Source organism: Kitasatospora sp. NPDC059646 (genome assembly GCF_042734615.1).
Classification (GTDB): domain Bacteria; phylum Actinomycetota; class Actinomycetes; order Streptomycetales; family Streptomycetaceae; genus Kitasatospora.
Genome location: NZ_JBHWDS010000009.1, coordinates 115,786 through 136,727 on the forward strand (window position 1 = coordinate 115,786; position 20,942 = coordinate 136,727).

The following is a 20,942-nucleotide window of genomic DNA, read 5'->3' on the forward strand; positions in this document are numbered from 1 at the left end:
CCGTGTCGTTCCTCGCCCATCACGTGGCCGCGGTCCGGGGCACGACCCAGGGAAGCGGCTGCCTGCTCGGCCCGCGACTGGTCCTGACGGCGGCCCACATCGGCGGCGCCTCGGTGGAGGCCGCGGTCCTGGGCGGCACCGGCTGGACGCCCTGCACCACCGTGTGGCGCTCCCCCGACCTCGACGCGGCCCTGCTGCTCGCCGACCGCGACCTGGTCCGCGCCGACCGGTTCGAGCCGCTCCGCTGGGGCAGCGTCGAAACGCTCGACCCCCTCCCGGGCTGCCACCTGACGGGCTTTCCGTGGGCGGGGCGGGACGAGCGGGAGCGCCTCGACACGGTCCAGGTGCCGGCCACCCTGACCCCCGGCACCGGCCTGCGGACCGGCCGCCACGTGCTCGCCGTCGAGCACCGCCCGCCCCGCGGCCGGCGGGGCGTCGACTCACCGTGGTCGGGCATGTCGGGGGCCGCCGTGGTCTTGCACGACCACCTGCTCGGCATCGCCGTCCAGGACCGGCAACCGGGTACCTGGGAGCACTCCCGGTTCGACCTGGTCCCGGCGGCGGTGCTCCTCGCCGACCCCGGCTTCGGTGCGGCGCTCGCCGAGCACCTGGGTGAACTCCCGCGCCCGGACGGCATCTCCGCCACCGGGACCGCCGACCGCGACTTCGAGCGCGACTACGCGAAGGCCATCGAGGCCGACTACGGGCGGATCCGGATCTTCGGCCTGCGCCAGGCCGCCGGGCCCGGCCGCCGCGGCTGGGACCTCTCCACCTCCTACCTGAGCCTGGAGATCCGGTCCACGGAGCCGAGGAGCGGCCCGGGCCCCGGCCCGCAGCGCGCCGAGCAGATCCTCCGGGGCCGCCGCCGCATCCTGGTCCGCGGCGAAGCGGGCTCCGGCAAGACCACCCTCGTCCAGTGGCTCGCCGTCGGCGCGATGAACGGCACCCTCGGCAGCGGCCTGGAGGAGTTCAACCACCGCGTCCCGCTGGTCCTCCAACTCCGCAAGCTGCACCGCAAGGGCGTCATGGCGCCACGCCCCGAGGAGTTCCTCGCCCTCGACGACCGGATGTGCGCCGACCGTCAACCACCGGGCTGGGCCCACCGGCTGCTGAGCACCGGCCGCGCCCTGCTGCTCGTCGACGGCCTGGACGAGGTGCCGGGCGAGCAGCGCGAGGAGGCCCTCGGCTGGGTCGACCGGCTGCTCGGCCACTACCCCGACACCTGGACGCTGGCCACCGTCCGGCCCTCCGCGGTTCCCCCCGGCTGGCTCGGGCACCTCGGCTTCGACGAGCTGCTGCTCTGCCCGATGAACAGCCAGGACCGCCGGCAGTTCGTCGAACGCTGGCACGAAGCGGCCCTGCGCGAACTCCTGTCCGCCCAGCACACCGACGCGGAGGCCCAGCGCTGGCGCCACGAGGTGGACCAGGACCGGGCCGACCTCCTCCGCACCCTGGACACCGTCCCGGAAGTCGCCCAACTCACCGACAGCCCGCTCCTGTGCGCCATGATCTGCGCGCTCAACCGCGAGTCGGACGGCGCCCTGCCGCGCCACCGCATGGCGCTGTACCGCGACGCGATGACCATGATGCTGGTCAAGCGCGACGAGGGCCGGCGGGTGCAGGGCGCGGAGCAGTTCCAGGCCTCCGAGGAGGAGCAGTTGGCGCTGCTCCGCCGGATCGCCCACTGGCTGGTGCGCAACAACCAGGCCGAGGGCCGGCGCCGGGACGCCGTCGCGCAGATCGGCAAGGCCCTGCGCGACCTGCCCGGCGTCGCCCGCCGCACCGACGCCGAGCAGGCGTACGTTCACCTGCTCAACCGCACCGGCCTGCTCACCGAGACCGGCCCGGACACCTTCCAGTTCATCCACCGCACCTTCCAGGACTACCTGGCCGCGATGGAGTTCCGGGAGGAGCGGGACTTCGGCCTGCTGGCCGGGCACGCCGCCGACGAACAGTGGGGCGACGTGATCCGGATGACCGTGGGCTACTGCGGCCGCCGCGAACGCGCCGAGCTCCTCACCACCGTCCTCGCCGCCGCGGACGCCGCCCCGGCCGGCCTCCGGCCGGCCGTCCACCTGCTAGCCGCCACCTGCCTGCCGAGCGCCCCGGAACTCGACGGCGAGGTCCGAGACACCGTGCTGGCCCGCCTCCGCGAGGACCTTCCCGCTCTCCTCGAAGCGAAGACGGACCCCGCCCGGCTGGCCTCCGTCGGCGACGAACTCGTGCCGCTGCTGCGGGAGATCGTGGAGAGCGACGCAGCGGCCCGGAAGGACAGCGGCCACTGGCTGATCGCGCACACCCTCGGACTGATCGGCGGCGGCGACGCGCTCGCCCTGCTGGAGGAACTCGCGGAGCCGGGCCACCGTCCCGGCACCCTGCACAGCGTGATCGACCAGTGGGGGCGCTTCGAGGGCCGCGAGTTCGCCCGGCGGGTGGTGGCACGGGCCGACCTCTCCGCGATCCAGGTACCGGTCACCTCGGCCGAGCGGATCGCCCAGCTCGCCGGCCTTCCGACCCTGCGCCGCATCTGGCTGGGCGGGAGCCGGATGCCGGTCGACCCCGAACTGTGGAGTCGACTCGCGGGCCAGGTCGAGGAGTTGGCCCTGTCCACCGTGGCCGGCCTCTCGGACATCTCCTTCGTCCGGCGCTGGGAACGACTCCGCGCCCTCGCGGTCTACCAGTGCCCCGACCTGTACGACCTGACGCCGCTGTCCGGCCTGGCGCTGCAGACCCTGGCCATTCGGTCCGTTCCGGCCGAGCGGCAGGTCGACGACCTGTTCACGATCGTCCGGCGCGTCGTGGGACTCGAAGAGCTGACGCTGGTCGCCCCCGACCTGGAGGCACTGGCCGACCACGAGCCGCTCCCCCGGGTCACCTCGCTGTCGCTGCTCGACGTGGCCGCCGGCTACTCCCTCGCGCCGGTCGCGTCCCTCTTCCCGTCCCTGGAGCTCCTGGAGGTGGCCCTCACCGGCGTCGACACCCCCGCCCTCGACCTCACCCCGCTCGCCGGCCGCCCCCGCGTCCGGCTCCACCTCGACGCCGACGCCCCCGTCCCGCACCTGGTCGGCCGTCACCTCTTCCGGCCCGACCGGATCACCGTCTCTCCCGTCCGCGTCGGCTGACCCCGTGCCCCGCCCCGACCGTGAGGGAGTGTCCGTCATGCCGATCCGCCCCGCCGCGCCCGCCGACCTGTCGTCGCTGCCCGCCCTCCAGCTCGCGGCCGGGGCAGCCTTCCGGGCCATCGGCATGGCGGAGATCGCCGACCACCCGCCGCCCCGCGCCGAGGAGTTCGCGCCGCACCAGCAGCTCGGCCACCTCTGGGTGACCGTCGACGACGCCGACCGCCCGCAGGGCTTCGTGCTGGTCCGGCTGCTCGACGGCTGCGCCCACATCGAGCAGGTGAGTGTCCATCCGGCGGCCGCGGGGCGGGGATTGGGCCGGGAGCTGATCGATCACGTCACGGGGTGGGCGGCCGGGCGGGGGCTCGACGGGCTGACACTCTCGACGTTCCGGAGCGTCCCGTGGAACGCGCCGTACTACCGACGTCTGGGGTTCCGGGAGTTGACGGAGCGACAACTCACCGACGGGCTGCGGCAGGTACTCGCGGAGGAGAAGGCCGTCGGTCTCTCCGACCGGGTCTGCATGCGCCGCGGCGGCGGGGCGGGCGCCGGCCGGCGGTGACGCTCACCGCGGGTCGGTGCGGAGCAGGGAGTAGATCACCTGGTCGTGCCAACGGCCGTCGCGCCACTGGGCGGAGCGGAGGACGCCCTCGCGGGTGAAGCCGGCCTTTTCGAGGGCGCGTTGTTCGGCGAGGTTGGTGTGGTCGGTCCAGGCCTGGAGGCGGTCGGTGCGGGTGTGGGCGAAGAGGTAGTCGGCGAGGAGGCGTTGGGCCAGGGTGCCGGTGCCGCGGCCCCGGGCTGCGGGGATCAGGCCGATGGCGAGGGTCCAGCAGGAGGAGGTCTCGGGGCGTCCCCAGCTGCCGGGGAACCATTCGACCCGGCCGACGGTACGGCCGTCCTCGGCGACGGACAGGACGCCGCCGTCGGTGCCGAGCAGTCCGTTCTCGGCGAAGCGGCGGCGCAGGACGCCCGTCGAGCGGTACCCGAACCACTGGTGCGGGCCGACGCCCTCCGGTCCGCCGAACTCGCGGTCGAAGAGGTCGAGGTCCTCGGCGGTGACGGGCCGCAGCGTGATCTCGTCCGGCATGACGGGCAGCTCCTGATCATCGACAGTCGGAGCCCGCCACCCTACGACAGCCCGTCTCCCATCCCGGCGCGGGGTTCTGCCGCAGCGACAGTCGGCCCGCATTCAAGACATTCGCCGAACTTTCGTGGCATAACGCCCGGTTCGGCGGGCAGACGGCGGTCTGATCGCAGCTGATGTACCGACACAATTGGAGGCCCGTCGTGGTTCCCCTTCTCCTGGTCCTGCTCCTGGCGGTACTGCTCTTCGGCGCCGGCTTCGCATTGAAGGCGCTGTGGTGGGTGGCGCTGGTCGTCCTCGTGGTGTGGCTCGTCGGCTTCGTGGCCCGGGGCACGGCTGCCGGCGGCGGCCGTAGCCGCTGGTACCGCTGGTAGCACCGGACACGACGCACCAGCAGGCGGGCATCCCCGACACCGGGGGTGCCCGCCTCCGCGTGTCCGCAGCCCCCGGCCCGCAGGTGCGTCGGGCCGCGGGCAGCGACCCGACGCACCGTCAGAGGAAGTGCCGGATGGGCGCGGTGGCGGCTTCCAGGGCGCGCAGCGCGGGCCCTCGGCGCCGCCAGCGGCCGGGAGTGACGCGTTCGCTGCGGGCCAGGTCCTGGTCGAAGTGCCGGTCGAGCCGGGCGGTGAACTCCTCGTCGAGGACGGTGAGGACGACTTCTTCGTCGTGGTCGAGCGAGCGCCGGTTGAAGTTGGCGGAGCCGACGACCGCGGCCGCCCCGTCCACCGTCAGCACCTTGGCGTGCATCATGGTCGGCCGGTACCGCCACACGGCGACGCCGGCCGCGGTGAGCCGCTCGAAGTGGCGTTCGCCGGCGAGCTGGCAGACCCGCTTGTCGGTGTGCCGGCCCGGCACCAGCAGGTCGACGGCGACGCCGCGGCGGGCGGCGTCGCACAGCAGGTCGACGAAGTAGCTGTCGGGGGCGAAGTACGCGGTGGCCAGGCGCAGTCGGTGCTCGGCGGAGGAGATGACGACCCGCATCAGGGTCTGCAGGTCCTGCCAGCCGACGCTGGCGGAGCCGCGCACCACCTGGACGACGGCCCGGCCGGGCTGCTCGTGGTCGTCGAAGCGGTCGGCGTCGTCGTACAGGGTGCCGGGGGCGCACTCGGCCCAGTTCTGGGCGAAGGCGGCAGCGATGCCGTCCACCGCGGGGCCGACCACGCGCACGTGGGTGTCGCGCCACTCGCCGGGGTGGCGGGCGTCGCCGCACCACTCCTCGGCGATGCCGACGCCGCCGGTGAACGCGGTGCGGGCGTCGACCACCAGGACCTTGCGGTGGCACCGGTGGTTCTGCTTGAACGGCGAGAGCCGGACCGGGCGGCGGAACCAGGAGATCCGGACGCCGCTGCCGAGCATCAGGTCGACCAGGTCGGGTTCGATGAGGCGGCTGCCGAAGCCGTCGAGCAGCAGCCGGACGCGGACGCCCTCGGCGGCCTTGCGGGCCAGGGCGCGGGCGAACACCCGGGCGATCTCTCCGCGCCAGTACACGAAGGTCATCAGGTCGACGGTCCGGCGCGCGCCCTCGATGGCGTCCAGCATGGCGGGGAAGATCTCGTCGCCGTTGCGCAGCGGGGTGAGCAGGTTGCCTTCGGTGGCGGCGATCCCGATCAGCCCTTCCAGGCGGCGGCGCAGTGCCCGGCCGCGTTCCGATCCACCGGCGGGAGGGGCCGGTGCGGGAGCGGGGACGGGCGCGGGGGCCGGGGGCGGCACGGTGGCTTCGGTCGTCATGGCGGGGGTTCCTCCGTCCACGGGATGGGTGGCCGCGCTCGACTACCCGCTGGGGCGGGTTCGATGCCGGGGCGGCCGGCCGGCCGCCGCTGACGGGGGATGAAATCCGGCGGCGGGGGGACACGGGTGCCATGACGAGGACTCAGGGAGGCGGGCGGCCCCTCGCGGCGCTGCCGGCGGCGCTGGTGGCGCAGGGGGTACTGCTGGTGGCGGTCGGGCTGCTGATCACGCATCCGCCGGCCGGCTGGTGGGATCCGCGCGAGGGCGCGCTGGTGGGCTGGCTGTCCGAGCACCGCAGTCCCGCGGCGACGGCGGTGAGTTCGTTCGCGTCGGCGGTGGCGTTCACGCCGGCGGTGGTGGCGGTGACGGCGGTGGCCTCCGGGCTGCTGCTGCTCCGCCGGCAGTGGCGGCCGGCGGTGGTGCTCGCGGGTGCGGTGGCGGCGCAGGCGACGCTGTTCGTGCTGGCCGCGCAGGTGGTGGACCGGCCGCGGCCGGAGGTGGTGCGGCTCGACGGGGCGCTGCCGACGTCCGGTTTCCCGTCCGGTCACGTGGGGGCGGCGACCGCGCTGTACGGCGGCCTGGGGCTGCTGGCGCTGCACGGGGTGCGGGGCCGGGCGCGGGTGCCGCTGTGCGCGCTGGCCTGGGCGGTGCCGGTGCTGGTGGCGTTCGCCCGGCTGTACCGGGGGATGCACCATCCGACGGACGTGCTGGCGGGCGCGGCGAACGGCGCGGCCGCGCTGTGGGCCGTGCGCAGGGCGCTGACGCCCCGCCAGGAGCGTTCGGCGCAGCGGCCGCCGGTCGGCCCGGTCGCGGTGGTGTTCAACCCGGTGGTGGTGGACGGGGCGCTGCTGGACCGCCTGTGCGCGGTGCTGGCGGCCCACGGCTGCCGGGAGCCGCTGTGCCTTCCGGGGTCGGCGGACGACGCCGGGCGGGCGGCGGCGGCCCGGGCCCTCGCGCAGGGGGCCCGCACGGTGGTCGCCTGCGGCGGCGACGGGACGGTGACGGCGTGCGCCGAGGCGCTGGCGGGCACCGGGGCCGCGCTGGTCGTCGTCCCGTGCGGCACGGGCAACCTGCTGGCCCGGAACCTGGGGCTGCCGACCGCCCCGGAGGCGGCGCTGGCGGCGGCCCTGGGCGGCCCGGTCCGCCGGATCGACCTGATCCGGGCCGAGGGCGACGGCTTCCCGGCGCGGGCCGCGGCGGCGATGGTCGGCATGGGCCTGGACGCCGCCGTGATGGCCGACACCGGGCGGGCGTTGAAGCGCCGGCTCGGCTGGCCGGCCTACCTGGTGGGCGCGGCCCGGCACCTGGGCGACCGGCCGGTCGCGCTGACGGTGACGGTGGACGACGGGCCGCCGTTGCGCCGCCGGGTGGGGACGGCAGTCGTCGGCAACGTGGGCGCGCTCCAGGGCGGGGTGCGGCTGCTGCCGGGTGCGGTGCCCGACGACGGGCTGCTGGATCTGGTGCTGGTGCAGCCGCACGGGCTGCGCGGCTGGTGCGCGGCGCTGCTCGCGCTGGCCACCGGGGCGCGGCGGACCGTTCCGGGTGCGCCGCTGGAGCACTTCCGGGGCCGCCGGATCGTCCTGGCGGCGGACCGGCCCTGCCCGCGCGAGTGCGACGGCGACCCGGTGCCGGGCGGTCGCCTGCTGCGCCTGACGGTCCGGCCGGGCGTGCTGCTGGTGCGGGCCCCGGGGCGGCCGGCGGCGGTGGCGGCCCGCGAGGGGGTGGCCTGATGGGGACGGCCAGCCGGGTGCGGGGCGGACGCGAGCACCTGTCGGCGGACGAGGCGGTGCTGACGCTGCGTCAACGGGGCCGGTGGCCGCTGGTCCGGGACGCCTTCCTGCGGTTCCGGTACGCCGACGGGTTCAGTCACGCCCGGGCGCTGGCGTTCCAGGCGGTGCTGGCGCTGATCCCGTTCGCCGTCGCGGTGGTGGGCCTGGCCGCGTCACTGCACGGCGGGCCGGTCGGGCAGCTGGTGGCGGGCAGCATCGAGCGCCTGGTGCCGCCGTCGAGTGCCGCGCTGGTCCAGGAGGTGCTGGAGCGCAGCCGGCAGCGCAGCGGCGGCACCCTCGCGCTGTGGTTCGGCGCGCTGTTCTCCCTGGTGAACCTGGTGGCCGCGATGGCGCAGATCGAGCGCGGGGCGAACCGGATCTACGGCATCGAGCGGGACCGGCCGTTTCCCCGCAAGTACGGCCGGGGTGTGCTGATGGCGGCCGCGGCGGGGCTGCCGCTGGGCACCGGGTTCCTGGTGCTGGTGGCCGGGCGGCAGGTCGCGGCGGCCGGGCAGGAGGTGTTCCGGCTGGGTCCGGGCACGGTGGTGGCGTGGGAGTGGCTGCGCTGGCCGGTGGGCGTGCTGCTCAGCCTGGTGTCGGCGAGCGTGGTGTTCCGGCGGGCCCCGCGCCGTCGGCAGCCGGGCTACAGCTGGCTGGCCTTCGGGGCCGGCGTGTACCTGGTGCTGTGGGTGGCGGCGACCTGGCTGCTGGGCCTGTACCTGCGGCTGTCCGGTTCGTTCGACGCGGTCTACGGGCCGCTCAGTGCGGTGTTCTCGCTGCTGGTGTGGGCATATTTGACGGCGATCGCGCTGTTCGTCGGCCTGTCCTTCGCCGCCCAGCTGGAGGCCGACCGCACCGGTCGGCCCGGCCCCGTGCTGCCCGACCCGCTGGCCGGGCCCGAAGCGGGTGCGGCGGCGACGCCGTCCCCCGACCGTGGAAGGATCCCGCAGTGACCTGCCGCCCGCGCCGTCCCCGTTTCTCGCCCCGCACCGCGGACCTGCGGCTGGGCGCCCGGCTGCTGGCCGCCGCGGCCGCGTTCGCGGTGGCGGCGGTGCCGGTGGCGCTGCTGCTGGTGCTGGTCGAGGCGCACTGGGGGCCGCTGCACCGGCTCGACGAGTCCGCGGCGACCGGCCTGCACCGGGCGGTGCGCGAGCACCCGGCGCTGCTGGGCGTGGTGCGGACGTTCAGCGACCGGGTGTGGGACCCGGTGACGATGCGGCTGCTGGTCGCCCTGGCGGCGGGGCTGCTGCTGTGGCGGCGGGCCTGGCGGCTGGCGCTGTGGGCGGCGGGCACGGTCGCCGCGTCGGCGGCGATCGGCGCGGCGGTGAAACTGGCGGTGGCCCGGGCCCGGCCGTCGCTGCCCGAGCCGGTGGCGCACGCGCCGGGGTTCTCGTTCCCGTCCGGGCACGCGATGACGGCGGCGACCTGCTGCGCCGTGCTGCTGCTGGTGGTCCTGCCGCTGCTGCGGCCCGCGCTGCGCCGGGTGGCGTGGACGGTGGCGGTGGTCAGCGTGCTCGGGGTGGGGTTCACCCGGGTCGCGCTGGGGGTGCACTGGGTGAGCGACGTGCTGGCCGGCTGGCTGCTGGGGTTCGGGGTGGTGGCGGCGACCGCGTGGGCGTTCGACGGCTGGCGGCGGGACACCGGCCGGCCGGCCGCGCCGGTCACCGAGGGCCTGGAGCCGGAGCTCGCCGACGACGACCGGCCGGAGGGCCCGGAGCGGCCGCCCCGTCCGTCCGCGTGACGCGCCGGCGGGCCGGTCAGGGGTGGTGGAGCCGGGCGACGAGCAGCGCGACGTCGTCGCTCTGGGCCTTGGCGAAGGTGGACAGCAGCAGGTCGCCGGTGCTGTCGGGGCCCGCCGGGGCGTCGGCGAAGACGGCGCGGAGGGCTTCGAGTCCGGTCTCCAGGTGTTCGCCGGGGACTTCGATCAGCCCGTCGGTGACCAGCAGCAGGGTGGCGCCGTCCGGGACGGCGTGGGTGGTGGGCGGCGGCTGCGGCATGTTCAGGCCGAGCAGGATGCCGTGGTCGTCGAGGTAGCGGGTGGTGCCGTCGGGCAGTCTGAGCGCCGGGGGGAGGTGTCCGGCGTTGGCGACCTGCAGCCGGCGGCGGTCGGGGGCGATCAGCACCAGGCAGACGGTGGCGGTCAGGCCGGGGCGCAGGCGCACCAGCAGGGCGTCCAGGCGGTGCAGCAGGGTCTGCGGGTCGTGGCCCTCGATGGCGTAGGCGCGCAGGGCGTGGCGCAGTTCGCCCATCGCCATGGCGGCTTCCAGCGAGTGCCCGGCGACGTCGCCGATGGCGAGGAGCAGGCCGGCCGGGGTGTCGAGGGCCTCGTAGAAGTCGCCGCCGATCTCGCTGCGGGCGGAGGCCGGTTCGTAGCGGACGGCGAGTTCGACGCCGGGGACGGCGGGGAGCCGGCTGGGCAGGAAGGAGCGTTGCAGGGTGAGCGCGAGGGCGTGTTCCTCGGCCTGGCTGCGCTGGGCTTCGAGGGCGAGCGCGGCGGCCTGGGTGAGCTGGGAGAGCAGGCTGCGGGCGTCGGGGGCGGCGACGGCGTCCCGGTCGACGGCGAGGGCGAGCAGCGGGCGGCCGGGTTTGGTGCGGGCGACGACCAGGGCGGTGGGGCCGGCCGGGAGTCCGGCGGCGGCGAGGCCGTGGTCGGTGCGGACGGTGTGCCACTGGTCGGCGTCGAGGAGGGTGGTGTCGGTGCCGGTGGCGTCGCCGAGGGTGTGGTGGGCGAGGGCGTCGAGCAGTGCGGGCGGGGCGTGGAGCAGCCGGACGGGCCCGGGGCCGTCGGCGTGGTGGGCGAGGTGCAGGGTGTCGCGGTCGGGTCCGAGGGCGATCGCGGTGGCGCGGGCGGCGCCGAGCCGGGTCGCGCCGAGGGCGGCGGCGGTGACCAGTCCGTCGGTGCCGGCGGCGCCGTACAGGGCGAGGGTGGAGCGGTGCAGGGCGGCGACCCGGGCGGCCAGGTGTTCGGCGCGCTGGCGGGCCCGGGTGTAGCGGAGGACGGCGGTGACGGTGGCGCGGAGTTCGGCCGGGTCGATGGGTTCGGTGAGGTAGGCGTCGGCGCCGCGGTGCAGGCCCTGGGTGCGGTCGCTGGCTTCGATCGCGGTGGCGGAGATGTGGATGACGGGCAGGGCGGCGGTGCGGGGCTGCCGCTTGATGCGTTCGCACACCTCGAAGCCGGTCATGTCGGGCAGGCTGATGTCGACGACGGCGAGTTCGGGCAGGTCGGCCGCCGGGGTGCGGTCCAGCAGGTCGAGGGCCTGGGCGCCGTCGACGGCTTCGACGACGGTGTGTCCGGCGCGGCGCAGCCAGCTGCCGATCAGGTAGCGGGTGGCGTCGTGGTCGTCGAGGACCAGCACGGTGGCGGGGCCGGCGTCGGTGGGTGTGCTGGTCACGGTCCGTCCTCGGGCGGGGTGCGGCGGTGCGGGGGGCCGGCCAGGGCGGCGGCGAGTCGGGCGGCGGTGAGGCCGGTCTTGGGCAGGACGGCGCGGGCGTGGGCCAGGCCGGCGCGGTCGGCGGCGGTGAGGGTCGCGGAGGTGACGACGACGACCGGCAGGTGGGTCAGGTCGGGGTCGGCGCGCAGCGCGGCGAGGACGTCGCGGCCGTCGGTGTCGCCGAGCTGGAGGTCGAGGACGACGGCGTCGGGGCGGGTGCGGCGGATCGCGGCGTGCGCCTCGGCGCCGTCGGGGATCTCCACCACGCGGTCGGCGATCTCCTCCAGCAGGGGCCGCAGGACGGCCCGGAAGCCGGGGTCGTCGTCGACGGCGAGCAGCACGGCGGGGCGGGCGGCGGCGGGCGGCGGCGCGGGGCGGGCGGGGAGGCGGACGGTGAGGGTGGTGCCGCGGCCGGGGGCGCTCTCCAGGTGCAGGGTGCCGCCGAGGATCCCGGCGAGGCGGCGGGCGTACGGCAGGCCGAGTCCGGTGCCCCGGCGGCCGCGCTGGTGCGGGCCTTTGACCTGGTAGAACTCTTCGAACACGCGTTGCTGCTGGTCGTCCGGGATGCCGATGCCGGTGTCGGTGACGGTCAGCACCAGGGTGGGGTGGGCGAGGCCGCCGGTCGGGGCGTCGAGGCGGGTGGCGAGGTGGACGCTGCCGGTCTCGGTGAACTTCAGCGCGTTGGACAGCAGGTTGCGCAGGATCCGGGTGAGCATGGTCTCGTCGCCGAGCAGCGGGCCGTGTTCGGGCGCGGGGTCGATCCGCAGGGTGACGCCGGGGCGGGCCAGGCCGCGCAGGGTGCCTTCGAGGTGGGCGAGGACGGCGCGCAGGTCGAGCGGCGCCCACTGGGGTTCGAGGGTGCCGGACTCGGCCTTGGCGACGTCGAGCAGTTCGTCGACCAGTCCGAGCAGGGTGCGGCCGGAGCCGGCGATCAGCGCGAGTTGGCGTTCGCGTTCCTCCGGCGGGGCGTCGGTGTCGGCGCGCAGCAGTTCGGCGAGGCCGACGACGGAGTTGACGGGGGTGCGCAGTTCGTGGCTGACGTTCGCCCAGAACCGGCTCTTGGCTTCGCTCGCCTCGCGCAACTGGCGGGACTTCTCGTCGAGTTCGGCGTAGAGCGCGACCACGCCGCGGTTGGTCTCCTCGAGCTCCCGGGAGAGCTCGGAGTACAGCGCGAGGACGCCCCGGTTGGTCTCCTCCAACTCGCTGTTGAGGCGCTTGAGTTCTTCGCGCTGGGCGCGGGTCTTTTCGAGCGCGGCGATCAGGTCGCGGGTCTGGGCGCGGGAGTCCTCCTGGGCGCTGGGCCCGGAGTGGGCGGCGAGCAGGCGGCGGGCCCGCTCGACCAGGTCGGTGTCGGCCTCGGCCGCCGGGTGCAGGCGCTGTTCGACGCGGGCGGTGCCGCCGTCGCCGGTGGGCCGGTGGTGGGTGGGGAGCAGCCGGGCGGAGGCCTCCAGGGCTTCCTCGGACAGCCGGTGCACGCCGTGCCAGGAGAGGGTGACGTGCAGGGCGGGCGCCGGGTCGGGGTGCAGCGCGAAGCTCGCGGTGAGCCGGTCGGCGCCGAGCAGGTCGCGGCTGAGTTCGCTGAGCGCGGTGGCCAGCCGGACGGCGTCCTGGCCGTCGGCGCCGAGCAGGTCGGCGACGGCCCGGGCGCTGCGGCGCAGGGCGAAGGTGTCCTGGGCGGTGCTGATGGTGGTGGCCTCCAGCGGCACGGGCGGGCGGGAGTGCGGTCCGTTCACCAGACGCCCTTCGCGACGACCACGCCGGCGTCGTCCCGGCGCACGCCGGCGTCGCGCAGCAGCAGGGCGGCGGCGGTCACCGGCAGGTGGTCGAACAGGCCGGGCAGGTCGGCGGCCCGCCAGCGGTCGGTGAGCCCGTCGGAGTGCAGGACGACGGCGCTGCCGGGGGCGAGTTCCTGCCGGACGGTGTGCGGGGCGGTCATCTGGTGGCCGACGATGCCGGGCGCGGATGGCAGCACGCGGCGGACGCCGGTGCCGGTGTCCACCACGAACGCGCTGACGTTGCCGACGCCGCAGAACGTGAGCCGCCGCTCGGCGGGTTCGACCAGGGCGACGGCTATCGCGCCGCCGCGGCCGGCGCGCAGCGCCCGGTGCAGGTCGGCCAGCACCTGGTCGGGGGTGTGGGCGGCGCTGCGGTGGAAGGCGGCGACGGCGTCGGAGGTGGCCCGGGCGGCGAGCGGGCCGTGGCCCAGCCCGTCGCAGAACATCAGCAGGAACGCGCCGCCGCGGCCGGGCCGGTCGGTCCCGGCGGGGGCGGCCGGGCGGGGGGCGCGGTTGGTGAGCGCCGCCCAGTCGAGCCGGGCGGGGGCGCCGACCGGTGCGAGCCGGTCGGCTGCCGGCCCGCCGTGGCCTGACCGGTCGGGCGCGGGGTGGGCGGGGCGCACCGCCCAGGCGTCGCCGCACAGGTCCTGGCCGCTCATCGGGCGGGTGAGGCCGGCGGCGACGGGTTCGCCCTGCGCGGCGGCGTCGCGGCCGCCGGGGGTGCGGTTCCAGAACCGGGCGACGAGCACGGTGCCGCGGCCGGGCAGCGAGTGCAGGTCGAAGGTGTCGGCGAGCCGGGCGATCGCGCCGAGGCCGATGCCGAGGGTGCCGTCGGAGGAGTAGCCGTCGGCGAGCGCGCCGGGGACGTCGGTCATCCCGGGGCCGCTGTCGACGGTGACGAACTCCAGGGCCGCCTCGGTGTCGGTGCGCACCACGCGCAGCACCATCGCCCCGTCGGCGGCGTGCCGGAGCAGGTTGGTGGCGGCCTCGCTGACGGCGACGCCGACCTCGGCGACGCGTTCGGGCAGCAGGCCGATGCGGTGCGCGAGTTGGCGGGCGGTGCCGCGGGCGGCGGCGGGCAGCGACTCGGAGTGCCGCAGCCACACGGCGTCCTCGCACTCGAGCACGGGGGAGGTCAGCGCTTCCACTTGGTCACCGACACCCTCGTCCCGGTGGCGGGCTCGCTGTGCAGGTCGAAGTCGTCGACCAGGCGGCGGGCGCCGCTGAGGCCGAGGCCGAGGCCGCCCCCGGAGGTCCAGCCGTCGGTGAGCGCCAGGTCGAGGTCGGGGATGCCGGGCCCGTGGTCCTCGAACACGGCGTGCACGCCGACCCGGCCGCCCCGGCGGACGGCGGCGCAGCGCATCCGGCCGCCGCCGCCGTAGACCAGGGTGTTGCGGGCGAGTTCGCTGGCGGCGGTGACCAGTTTGGTCTGGTCGACCAGCGACAGTCCGCACTGCTGCGCGTAGCTGCGCACGGTCTGCCGGGCGCGCACCACGTCGTCGTTGGACGCGATCGGGACGGTCTCCTCCTGATCCACCTCGTGCCCGGTCATGGGCGGGCCGTACGCGCGGTACGGTCGCGTTCGAGGAGCGCCAGGCCCTTGTCGAGGGTGAGCGCGGTGCGCACCCCGCCGAGCGAGAGGCCGAGTTCGACCAGGGTGATGGCCACGGCGGGGCGCATGCCGACGACGACGGTCTCGGCGTCCAGCATGCGGGAGATGGCGGCGGTGTTGGCGAGCATGCGGCCGACGAAGGAGTCGACGATCTCCAGTGCGGTGATGTCGATGACGACTCCGCCGGCGCCGGTCGCGACGATCCGCTCGGCGAGGTCGTCCTGCAGGTCGAGGACGGTCTGGTCCTCCAGGTCGATCTGGATGGAGACCAGCAGGACCTGGCCGATGCGCAGGATGGGGACGCGGTCGCTCACCGGTCGCCGCCCGCCGGGATCGGGGCGGCGGCGGGCTGCTGGCTGCCGCTGCGCTGCAGGACGTGGCGCAGCGCGTCGGCGAGCGTCGCCTTGGTGACGATGTCGCCGAACTGGACGCCGAGCGCGACTAGGGTCTGGGCGATCTGCGGCCGGATGCCGGAGATGGTGCACTCGGCGCCCATCAGGCGGGCGGCGACCACGGTCTTCAGCAGGTGCTGGGCGACCTCGGTGTCGACGGCGGGGACGCCGGTGATGTCGATGATGGCGTGCTCGGACTCGGAGTCGACCAGGCTCTGCAGCAGCTTCTCCATGACGACCTGGGTGCGCGCGGAGTCGAGCGTGCCGACCAGCGGGACGGCGACCACGCCCTCCCACAGCTTCACGACGGGGGTGGAGAGTTCGAGCAGCTGCTCGGCCTGCGCGTTGATGATCTCCTCGCGGGCGCGGGCGTAGGTCTCGATGGTGAACAGGCCGAGGGCGTCCAGCAGCCGGGTCAGCTGGAGGTACGCGGTGATGTCCTCGGCGGTGCTGTCGGTGGTGGGGGCCAGCACGTCCTTGCACGCGAAGACGCTGATCGCGGTCTCGGTCGGGGTGAACCCGTGCCGGGCCCGGGTGCGGGACAGCTCCACCAGCAGGGCGCGGACCTCGGAGTAGTCCTCGCCGCGCCAGTCCAGGCTGCCCTTGCCGAGGGCCTGGGCGAGCGCCTGGTAGAGGTCGGTCAGTTCGCGTTCCAGTTCGGCGCGGCTGATCCGGCCTCCCAGGGTGGCCGCCACCGCGGCCACCCACTGGTCCTGCATCGCGTCGTCGCGGTTCAGCAGTTCCACGAGCCGTTCCGACGCATGCTCCACCGCCATGGGGCGTTCTCCTCGTTCGTGCGGCTCCCTCCTGCGGGAGCCCCGATGGGTCCTCGGTGGCGCCGGCCCGCGCGGGTCGGCCCGGCCACCGGGCTCCGGCTGCCCCGGGCGGCGCAAGGTATGCACCCGGCGCGCCGGATTTTCCCGCGCGACCGGCCCGCCCGCGGCGCGGCGGCCCCGGGCGGGCGGCGAGTGCCTTGCGCCGCAGGTCAGTTCTGGTTCTCGGCGCGGAACATCCAGCTGTGCTTCTCCAGTGCGGCGGTGACCGCGATCAGCAGGTCCTGGGTGACGGCGTCCGCGCTCTCGGTCTTCTCGATCCGCTCCCGCATCCGGCCGATCACCGCGCCGAACGCCTTCACCAGGTGGTCGACCACCTCGTCGTCGGCGGTCCAGCCGGCCGGGAACTCCGGCAGGCCGCTGGTGCGGGCCAGCGTGGCGGCCCGGCCGTCGGGGCTGACGCCGATCGCGGCGGCCCGCTCGGCGACCTGGTCCGCGAAGTCGCGGGCGGTCGCCACCACCTCGTCGAGGTGCAGGTGGACGGAGCGGAACCGGGGCCCGTACAGGTTCCAGTGCGCCTGCTTCGCCACCAGCGACAGGTCCACGAGGTCGACCAGAGCGCCCTGGAGTGCGTCCCCGGCCGTGTCGCGGTCGCCGTCCGCCAGCGGGCTGTGGGTGAGGTCCATGGTGGGTCCTTTCCGCATCGGGGGTGTGGTGGGCCGGTGTCGGCCCGGCCGCCCTCCGGCTGCCCCGTCGGGCCGGTCGGAAACCCCCGGCCGGCGGCCGGTAACGGTTCCGCAACCGCGACGCGTGGACCGCGCCGCTGCGGGTAGCCGCGCCGTGCCGCTCCCCCGGCCCGGCCGTCCGGCCCGGGCCGGCCGCACCGGACTCGTCAGCACCGCACCTCCAGCAGAATGAGGTTCCGCCGCATGCCCGTCGCCACGTCCCGGTCCACCGACGTCACCCTCCCCGAGGGCCCGTTCCCGCACGTCGCCCTCACCGCGGAGCTCCGTTTCGAGACGGCGCTGCCGTACGGCGTGTGCCTGGCCTTCCCGTCCCGCGGCCCGGGCGGCGGGACCATCGAGTGGTACTTCGGCCGCGAACTGCTGGACGAGGGCCGCCGCGCCCCCGTCGGCGACGGCGACGTCCTGGTCGAGCCCGGTCCGGACGGCCGGGTCCTGGTCACCCTGAGCCCGCACGACGGCCGCGCCGTGGTCAGCATCCCCGCCGAGGCGGTGGCGGCGTTCCTCGCCGACTCCTTCGCCCTCGTCCCGGCCGGCACCGAGTCCGACCACCTCGACCTCGACGACGTGCTGGCCCGCCTCCTCGCCTGACCGCGCCCCCGGTTGACGGGGCGTCAGGCCGCCAGGGTGATCCTGATCCGCTTGCCGCCCCCGGCCAGCCCGTGGACCTCGCAGCTCGCCGCGACCAGCTGGACCAGCGCCCAGCCGCGCCCGCCGACCCGGGTCGGGTCCTTCAGGCTGGAGCCGTCGCCGCACGGGTGGCGGTCGTCGGCGTCCTCGACGTCGATGGTGAGCACGCTGCCGCCCGCGCCCGCCCGCACGGCGAAGCCGGTCACTCCCCCGGCGTGCCGGATGGCGTTGGTGACCAGTTCCGTGACGGCCAGGCAGGCGTCGCCGTGCAGCCGCGCGTGGACGGCGGCGTGCCGGCCGAGCGCGGCGGTGACGGCGGCCCGGGCCTGGGCGGCGGTCCGCACCGCCGGGCCCGTGCCGGCCCGGCCGGTCGGATCGGTGTCGGTGGGCGGCATGGTGGTGTCCTCGTATCGGCTGCTGCGCGTCCTGCCCCGGCATCACGAGGGGGGCGGCACGCGGGTCTGTCACCTCTCGGTTGCCCGGGCATCGGCGCGCCACACCGGCCGAACGTGTGCCTTCCACGGCCCGTGGCCCGCGGAAGGCGACAGTACCCCCGCGCGGTGACGGACCCGCGCCGCCTGCGGCCCACCGGCGGCGGCCCGGGGCAGCGTGCCGCGGGCGATAGCATGGCCGTTCGGGTGCGGCCCGTCCGGACCGGTCTCGGCCGCCGTCGGCCCGCACCACGCTCGCCGAGCACGGCAGGCCGAACGCCGGCCGCGCCCGGCGACGACCGGATTGCGAGGTGAGGGCCCGTCAGGGCCCCGACGATGGCTTTTCCCCCCACCTTCCCCCCGGCGACGGCCGGCGCCGAGTTCCTCGCCGCCTCCCCGTACCCCGTGGTCGTCCTGGATGCCGCCGGCGGGCTCCTGCACGCCAGCCCCGCCGCCCGCCGCCTGCTGACACCGCCGGCCGGCCCGCACCGCGGCGAGGCGACCGCGGACCCGGTGCCGGCCTGGCTGCGGCGGGCGCACCTGCGGCTGGCCGACCGGGGCCGCACCGGTGTCGTCCGGCACGACGACCCGCCGGCCGGGACCGTCGAGGCGCACCCGTCCCCGCAGGCCGACGGCAGCGTGGTGTGGTGGTTCGTCGGCGCGGAAGGCTGCTCGGCGGTGCTGCCCGGGACGGCCGGCGGCGGGCCCTGCGACTGGGAGCTGCTGACCCGGCTGTCCGGGCTGCTGCTGTCCTCGCTGAACGTGGACCGCATCCTGGAGACGGCCGCCCGGCAGGCGGCGCTGCACCTCGCGGACGCCGCCGTGGTGGTCGCCCCGGCCCGCGGGCGGACGATGCGTTTCGTGTCCGCGCTGGGCGGCGGCGACCCGGTGCACCGCCAGGTGCGCGCCGATCCGGCGGAGGTGCCGGGGCTGGCGGAGGCGCTGCGCGGGTTCCCACCGGTGCCGTCGCGGTGGATCGACCCGGGCGCCACGCCGGACTGGCTGGTGCCGGAGGGCCTGGGCCGGGTCGGCTCGGTGGTGGTCACGCCGCTGCCGGGTCACGGCGTCCCGGCGGGGGCGCTGGTGCTGCTGCGGGCGGCGGACGGCGGCCGGTTCGACCCCCACGAGGAGGAGTTCGCGCGGATGTTCGCCGCGCGGGCCGGCGCGGCGGTGTCGGCGGCCGTCATGTACTCCGACCAGGCGTCGGTGACGGACCTGCTGATGCGCGAGCTGCTCCCCCCGCGCCTGGCGCACCTGAACGGCGTGGACTTCGCGGGCGGCTACCGGGCGTCGGTGGACCGGGACCGGATCGGCGGCGACTTCTACGACGTGCATCCGTCGGCGGAGCCGGACGGCGAGGCCCTCGCACTGCTGGGCGACGTGAGCGGGAAGGGCCTGGAGGCGGCGGTGATGACCGGCAAGGTCCGCAACACGCTGCACGCCCTGCTGCCGCTGGCGGACGACCACCAGCGGGTGCTGCAACTGCTGAACCGGGCGCTGCTGACCTCGCACCACACCCGGTTCGCCTCGCTGGTGCTGGCGTCGGTGCGCCGCGAGGGCGAGCGGGTCCGGGTGCGGCTGTCGGCGGCCGGGCATCCCGCGCCGATGGTGGTGCGCGCCGACGGCCGGGTCACGCCGTCCAGCACGCTGGGCAGCATCGTCGGCGTGCTGCCGGAGGCCACCACCCGCACCGACACGGTGCTGCTCGATCCCGGCGAGGCGTGCGTGCTGTACAGCGACGGCATCACCGAGGCCAGGGGCGGCCCGACCGGCCGGGAGCAGTTCGGCGACGACCGGCTGCAGCAGGCGTTGGGCGAGTGTGCGGGCATGCCCGCGGAGGCGATCGTGGAACGGGTGCAGATGCTGGCCTCGCAGTGGATCCGGGACGGACGGCACGACGACATGGCGGTGATGGTGATCGCCGCGCCGCCGCGCGGCCACCTCGCGCTGGTCGGCGGCCGGCTGGAGGGGGCCGCGTGAGCGCGCCGCCGACGGCGACCGGCCCCGACGCCCCCGCGCGCCGTCCCGCAGCCCGCCCGCCGGCCGCCGCCGACTGGACGGACCGCCTGTGGACGGCCGTGCTGGCCGGCGACCAGGCCGCGGCGGCCGCGCTGGCGGTGCGCGCCCTGGAGTCCGGTCTCGGGCCGGAGGCGCTGCTGCTGGACGTCATCGCACCGTTGCAGGCCCGGATCGGCCGCGAGTGGGCCGCCGACCGGATCAGCGTGGTGCAGGAGCACGCCGCGACCGCGGTGACCGAACGGGTGGTGGGGGTGCTCTCCGGCCACCCGGCGTTCGCACCCGCCGCGCCGACCCGCGGCCGGGCCACGGTGGCCTGCGTGGACGGCGAGTGGCACGCCTTCCCGGCGCGGCTGCTGGCCGAGGTCCTGACGCTGCGCGGCTGGCGGGTGGACTACCTGGGCGCGCAGTGCCCCACCCCCCACCTGATCGCGCACCTGCACCGCACCGCGCCCGACGCGCTGGCGCTGTCGGCCTCGCTGGCGGCCCGGCTGCCCGCCGCGCACGCGGCGATCACGGCCGCGCAGGCCGCGGGCGTGCCGGTGATCGCGGGCGGGGCGGCGTTCGGTGCGGACGGGCGGCACGCGTACCTGCTCGGCGCGGACGCCTGGGCGGCCGACGCCCGCGCGGCGGCCGACCGGCTCGCGGCGGGCCTGCCCGCGCCGGCCTCGCCGCACCTCCCGGTGGACGACCTGCCGCACCTGGTCGACCAGGAGTACACCCTGGTCAGCCGGAGTTCCCGGCAGCTGGTGGCGGCCGTGATGGCCGCGCTGGAGCGGGAGTTCCCGCCGGTCCGGGCGTACACGGAGCTCCAGCGCGAGCACACGCTCGACGACCTCGGCCACATCGTGGAGTACCTGGCGGTGGCGCTCTACACCGGCGATCCCGGCCTGTTCCACGACTTCCTGGCGTGGACGGGCGAGGTCCTCGCCGCCCGCTCCGTCCCGGACGCCTTCCTGGCGTTCTCGCTGCGGGTGCTCGCCGCCGAGCTGCGCGACCTGCCGCGCAGCGTCGCGGTCCTGACGGCCGCCCGGCAGCCGTCCGCCGCCCCGGGGCACCCGTCATGAGCAGCCTCGAACGCCTCCCCGACGCCCCGCCGGCCAGCGTCACCGTCCCCGTCACCGGCGAACTGGACCACGAGAGCTGCGACGACCTGCTCCGCACGGTCGCCGCTCTGCTCGCCGCCCGTCCGGACGCCGGGGCGGTCAGGCTCGACTGCCACGGCATGTCCCTCTGCGACTCGATGGGCCTGTCCGTCCTGCTGCAGCTCCGCCGCGACGTCGACGCGGCCGGCCGCCGCCTCCTGCTGGACCGCCGGCCCGCGCACCTGGACCGGCTGCTCCACCTCACCGGCACCGCCGACTACCTGCTCGCCGACCACCGCCCGCCCGCCCCGCACTGAACGCGCGAGGGCCCGCACCGTCCGTCCGGTGCGGGCC

General features: G+C 76.2%; 20 protein-coding genes. 10 read left to right on the forward strand and 10 right to left on the reverse strand.

Features of this window, described 5'->3' with window-relative positions; translation table 11 throughout:
- Positions 1-2: 2 nt before the first annotated feature.
- Positions 3-3,122, forward strand: coding sequence for an NACHT domain-containing protein (locus ACFV1L_RS08650; protein ID WP_380364170.1), 3,120 nt, complete (start codon positions 3-5; stop codon positions 3,120-3,122).
- Between the two features lie 37 nt (positions 3,123-3,159).
- A complete protein-coding gene (locus ACFV1L_RS08655; RefSeq protein WP_380364174.1) occupies positions 3,160-3,681 on the forward strand; it encodes a GNAT family N-acetyltransferase in 522 nt (173 codons plus the stop codon).
- A 3-nt stretch (positions 3,682-3,684) separates the two neighbouring features.
- On the opposite strand, the gene ACFV1L_RS08660 is transcribed toward ACFV1L_RS08655, so the two are convergent.
- On the reverse strand, positions 3,685-4,206 hold the full coding sequence (locus ACFV1L_RS08660; protein WP_380364178.1) for a GNAT family N-acetyltransferase: 522 nt from the start codon (positions 4,204-4,206) through the stop codon (positions 3,685-3,687).
- A gap of 200 nt (positions 4,207-4,406) precedes the next feature.
- On the opposite strand from ACFV1L_RS08660, the gene ACFV1L_RS08665 reads away from it, so the two are divergent.
- Positions 4,407-4,577: a hypothetical protein gene (locus ACFV1L_RS08665; protein ID WP_035869324.1), complete on the forward strand. Its 171-nt coding sequence runs from the start codon at positions 4,407-4,409 to the stop codon at positions 4,575-4,577.
- 118 nt (positions 4,578-4,695) lie between these two features.
- Here the strand turns inward: ACFV1L_RS08665 and ACFV1L_RS08670 are convergent, their stop codons facing one another.
- A complete protein-coding gene (locus ACFV1L_RS08670) occupies positions 4,696-5,931 on the reverse strand; it encodes a phosphatidylserine/phosphatidylglycerophosphate/cardiolipin synthase family protein (RefSeq protein ID WP_380364182.1) in 1,236 nt (411 codons plus the stop codon).
- Positions 5,932-6,062: 131 nt separating this feature from the next.
- Between ACFV1L_RS08670 and ACFV1L_RS08675 the strand changes: the two genes are divergently transcribed.
- The 3 genes from ACFV1L_RS08675 to ACFV1L_RS08685 are packed head-to-tail and all read left to right on the forward strand — an operon-like array spanning position 6,063 to position 9,441.
- Positions 6,063-7,661 (forward strand): diacylglycerol kinase family protein, encoded by a 1,599-nt coding sequence (locus ACFV1L_RS08675; protein ID WP_380364184.1) that lies wholly within the window; start codon positions 6,063-6,065, stop codon positions 7,659-7,661.
- Positions 7,661-8,653 carry a YihY/virulence factor BrkB family protein gene (locus ACFV1L_RS08680; RefSeq protein ID WP_380364186.1) on the forward strand — a complete coding sequence of 331 codons (993 nt, stop codon included), beginning with the start codon at positions 7,661-7,663 and terminating at the stop codon, positions 8,651-8,653. Before ACFV1L_RS08675 ends, ACFV1L_RS08680 begins: the two co-directional genes overlap by 1 nt.
- On the forward strand, positions 8,650-9,441 hold the full coding sequence (locus ACFV1L_RS08685; RefSeq protein WP_380364188.1) for a phosphatase PAP2 family protein: 792 nt from the start codon (positions 8,650-8,652) through the stop codon (positions 9,439-9,441). Before ACFV1L_RS08680 ends, ACFV1L_RS08685 begins: the two co-directional genes overlap by 4 nt.
- 16 nt (positions 9,442-9,457) lie before the next feature.
- Here ACFV1L_RS08685 and ACFV1L_RS08690 read toward each other — a convergent pair whose 3' ends face one another.
- The 7 genes from ACFV1L_RS08690 to ACFV1L_RS08720 form a co-directional block, all read right to left on the reverse strand.
- Positions 9,458-11,092: a SpoIIE family protein phosphatase gene (locus ACFV1L_RS08690; protein ID WP_380364190.1), complete on the reverse strand. Its 1,635-nt coding sequence runs from the start codon at positions 11,090-11,092 to the stop codon at positions 9,458-9,460.
- A complete protein-coding gene (locus ACFV1L_RS08695) occupies positions 11,089-12,864 on the reverse strand; it encodes a hybrid sensor histidine kinase/response regulator (protein WP_380364192.1) in 1,776 nt (591 codons plus the stop codon). The genes ACFV1L_RS08690 and ACFV1L_RS08695 overlap by 4 nt, the downstream gene beginning before the upstream one ends.
- Positions 12,861-14,054 carry an ATP-binding SpoIIE family protein phosphatase gene (locus ACFV1L_RS08700; protein ID WP_380364194.1) on the reverse strand — a complete coding sequence of 398 codons (1,194 nt, stop codon included), beginning with the start codon at positions 14,052-14,054 and terminating at the stop codon, positions 12,861-12,863. The genes ACFV1L_RS08695 and ACFV1L_RS08700 overlap by 4 nt, the downstream gene beginning before the upstream one ends.
- Complete coding sequence (locus tag ACFV1L_RS08705; RefSeq protein ID WP_380364196.1) at positions 14,042-14,458, reverse strand: anti-sigma regulatory factor; 417 nt, start codon at positions 14,456-14,458, stop codon at positions 14,042-14,044. The genes ACFV1L_RS08700 and ACFV1L_RS08705 overlap by 13 nt, the downstream gene beginning before the upstream one ends.
- Positions 14,455-14,832, reverse strand: coding sequence for an STAS domain-containing protein (locus tag ACFV1L_RS08710; RefSeq protein ID WP_035869306.1), 378 nt, complete (start codon positions 14,830-14,832; stop codon positions 14,455-14,457). Before ACFV1L_RS08710 ends, ACFV1L_RS08705 begins: the two co-directional genes overlap by 4 nt.
- Entirely contained in the window at positions 14,829-15,686 is an 858-nt protein-coding gene (locus ACFV1L_RS08715) for an STAS domain-containing protein (RefSeq protein WP_380364198.1), read from the reverse strand. Before ACFV1L_RS08715 ends, ACFV1L_RS08710 begins: the two co-directional genes overlap by 4 nt.
- Positions 15,687-15,895: 209 nt before the next feature.
- Positions 15,896-16,369, reverse strand: coding sequence for a Dps family protein (locus ACFV1L_RS08720; RefSeq protein ID WP_380364199.1), 474 nt, complete (start codon positions 16,367-16,369; stop codon positions 15,896-15,898).
- Positions 16,370-16,612: 243 nt separating this feature from the next.
- Between ACFV1L_RS08720 and ACFV1L_RS08725 the strand changes: the two genes are divergently transcribed.
- Complete coding sequence (locus ACFV1L_RS08725) at positions 16,613-17,017, forward strand: SsgA family sporulation/cell division regulator (protein ID WP_380364200.1); 405 nt, start codon at positions 16,613-16,615, stop codon at positions 17,015-17,017.
- Between the two features lie 23 nt (positions 17,018-17,040).
- Here ACFV1L_RS08725 and ACFV1L_RS08730 read toward each other — a convergent pair whose 3' ends face one another.
- Positions 17,041-17,451 carry an ATP-binding protein gene (locus ACFV1L_RS08730; protein ID WP_380364201.1) on the reverse strand — a complete coding sequence of 137 codons (411 nt, stop codon included), beginning with the start codon at positions 17,449-17,451 and terminating at the stop codon, positions 17,041-17,043.
- A gap of 372 nt (positions 17,452-17,823) precedes the next feature.
- Here ACFV1L_RS08730 and ACFV1L_RS08735 point away from each other — a divergent pair, with 372 nt between their 5' ends.
- The 3 genes from ACFV1L_RS08735 to ACFV1L_RS08745 are packed head-to-tail and all read left to right on the forward strand — an operon-like array spanning position 17,824 to position 20,905.
- On the forward strand, positions 17,824-19,467 hold the full coding sequence (locus tag ACFV1L_RS08735) for a PP2C family protein-serine/threonine phosphatase (RefSeq protein WP_380364202.1): 1,644 nt from the start codon (positions 17,824-17,826) through the stop codon (positions 19,465-19,467).
- A complete protein-coding gene (locus ACFV1L_RS08740) occupies positions 19,464-20,570 on the forward strand; it encodes a B12-binding domain-containing protein (RefSeq protein ID WP_380364204.1) in 1,107 nt (368 codons plus the stop codon). The genes ACFV1L_RS08735 and ACFV1L_RS08740 overlap by 4 nt, the downstream gene beginning before the upstream one ends.
- Positions 20,567-20,905 (forward strand): STAS domain-containing protein, encoded by a 339-nt coding sequence (locus tag ACFV1L_RS08745; protein WP_380364206.1) that lies wholly within the window; start codon positions 20,567-20,569, stop codon positions 20,903-20,905. Before ACFV1L_RS08740 ends, ACFV1L_RS08745 begins: the two co-directional genes overlap by 4 nt.
- Positions 20,906-20,942: the final 37 nt, after the last annotated feature.

Bases quoted from the DNA above. Each gene is read 5' to 3' on its own strand.
- ACFV1L_RS08655 (WP_380364174.1), top strand. From the start codon at position 3,160: ATGCCGATCCGCCCCGCCGCGCCCGCCGACCTGTCGTCGCTGCCCGCC.
- ACFV1L_RS08660 (WP_380364178.1), bottom strand. From the start codon at position 4,206: ATGCCGGACGAGATCACGCTGCGGCCCGTCACCGCCGAGGACCTCGAC.
- ACFV1L_RS08670 (WP_380364182.1), bottom strand. From the start codon at position 5,931: ATGACGACCGAAGCCACCGTGCCGCCCCCGGCCCCCGCGCCCGTCCCC.
- ACFV1L_RS08675 (WP_380364184.1), top strand. From the start codon at position 6,063: ATGACGAGGACTCAGGGAGGCGGGCGGCCCCTCGCGGCGCTGCCGGCG.
- ACFV1L_RS08680 (WP_380364186.1), top strand. From the start codon at position 7,661: ATGGGGACGGCCAGCCGGGTGCGGGGCGGACGCGAGCACCTGTCGGCG.
- ACFV1L_RS08705 (WP_380364196.1), bottom strand. From the start codon at position 14,458: ATGACCGGGCACGAGGTGGATCAGGAGGAGACCGTCCCGATCGCGTCC.
- ACFV1L_RS08715 (WP_380364198.1), bottom strand. From the start codon at position 15,686: ATGGCGGTGGAGCATGCGTCGGAACGGCTCGTGGAACTGCTGAACCGC.
- ACFV1L_RS08720 (WP_380364199.1), bottom strand. From the start codon at position 16,369: ATGGACCTCACCCACAGCCCGCTGGCGGACGGCGACCGCGACACGGCC.
- ACFV1L_RS08725 (WP_380364200.1), top strand. From the start codon at position 16,613: ATGCCCGTCGCCACGTCCCGGTCCACCGACGTCACCCTCCCCGAGGGC.
- ACFV1L_RS08730 (WP_380364201.1), bottom strand. From the start codon at position 17,451: ATGCCGCCCACCGACACCGATCCGACCGGCCGGGCCGGCACGGGCCCG.
- ACFV1L_RS08735 (WP_380364202.1), top strand. From the start codon at position 17,824: ATGGCTTTTCCCCCCACCTTCCCCCCGGCGACGGCCGGCGCCGAGTTC.
- ACFV1L_RS08745 (WP_380364206.1), top strand. From the start codon at position 20,567: ATGAGCAGCCTCGAACGCCTCCCCGACGCCCCGCCGGCCAGCGTCACC.